General features: G+C 38.0%; 1 protein-coding gene. It reads left to right on the forward strand.

Annotated features, from left to right (window positions below; genetic code table 11):
• Positions 1-1,068, forward strand: a 1,068-nt coding sequence (locus AC1DSL_RS18210) for a bifunctional homocysteine S-methyltransferase/methylenetetrahydrofolate reductase (RefSeq protein WP_477533332.1), incomplete at its 5' end; no start/stop codon positions are given.
• Positions 1,069-1,416: the final 348 nt, after the last annotated feature.

The raw sequence follows: 1,416 nt of genomic DNA on the forward strand, positions 1-1,416 counted from the left end.
TGTTGCGGCACTACACCTGAACATATAAGAGCCATTGCTTCCGAATTAAAAAATGTGGTTCCAATTACACAAAAGGTCGTAAAAATAAAACCACCTAAACAAGTTGTCGACGTAATATCAATAAAAAGGGATTTCCCGCCTCTTGAGAAAATTGTAAAGAAGAAACCATCGATTATTGTTGAGTTAGATCCTCCTCGGAAATTGGATACAACAAAATTTTTCATGGGAGCAAAAGCTTTAAAAGAAGTGGGAATCGATGCGATTACACTTGCGGATAACTCGCTTGACTCTGTTCGTATTTCAAATGAATCATTAGGTTACCTAGTTAAAACTCAMCTGGCGATGCGGCCACTCATCCATATAGCTTGCAGGGACCGCAACCTTATCGGTCTGCAATCCCACTTGATGGGCCTTCACACTTTAGGGATGAATGATGTACTTGCGATAACGGGCGATCCAGCTAGAGTAGGCGATTTCCCAGGAGCATCTTCTGTTTATGATGTGTCATCCTTTGAGCTGATTCAAATGATCAAACAACTTAATGAAGGTTTATCTTTTTCAGGAAAAGATCTTGGCCAAAAAACATCTTTTAGCATTGCCGCTGCTTTTAATCCAAATGTCCGTCATCTAGATAAAGCGGTGCAGCGCCTTGAAAAGAAAGTTCAGCTTGGCGCAGATTATTTCATCTCACAACCTGTATTTTCAGAGGAAAAATTACTCGAAATTTACGAATCTACCAAACATCTTAATGCGCCTATATATATTGGTTTAATGCCCTTACTAAGCAGTAAAAACGCTGAGTTTCTTCATAATGAAGTACCGGGAATCAAAATTTCGAAAACGATTCGTGACCGCATGGCAAAATTTAATGATAACCCGGTTCAGGCAGTACAAGAAGGACTCGAAATTACGAAGTCTTTAATTGATACAGCATTAGACTTGTTTAATGGGATTTATTTAATTACACCATTTTTACGTTATGAACTAACCGTTGAGTTGGCTCTATATGCCCGTCAGCGTGCAAGCGAATTGCAGAGGAACAAAATTGCCGTAACCTCCATTCATTGATTCAACTATGCAAACGGTATATGGGGATCAGAGCATCCAGGAATGTTTATCAATCTGATTCTTCCATATAGCTTATTGGTAGGGGGATTAGGTGGAATTCTTTATTTTACTCCAATTGAAATTATGCGAGCTAGTAGGACTAAAGTGGAACCTAGGAACTAAAAAAATGTATATTCTTATCTCGGTAATGATGTGGTGCTGTAAACAGGTATGTATTACATTTTAATACTGGAAAATTGATGTTAGTTAGCAATAAATGGCAAACGGCATGTTCCTTTATTTTAACTATCCAAAAGATTAACCCTATAGTGTTTTATTAACTAAAGGTGCCATTGATAAGTCAGAGGT

The sequence above is a fragment of the Paenisporosarcina sp. P4_D4 genome, from assembly GCF_056401835.1.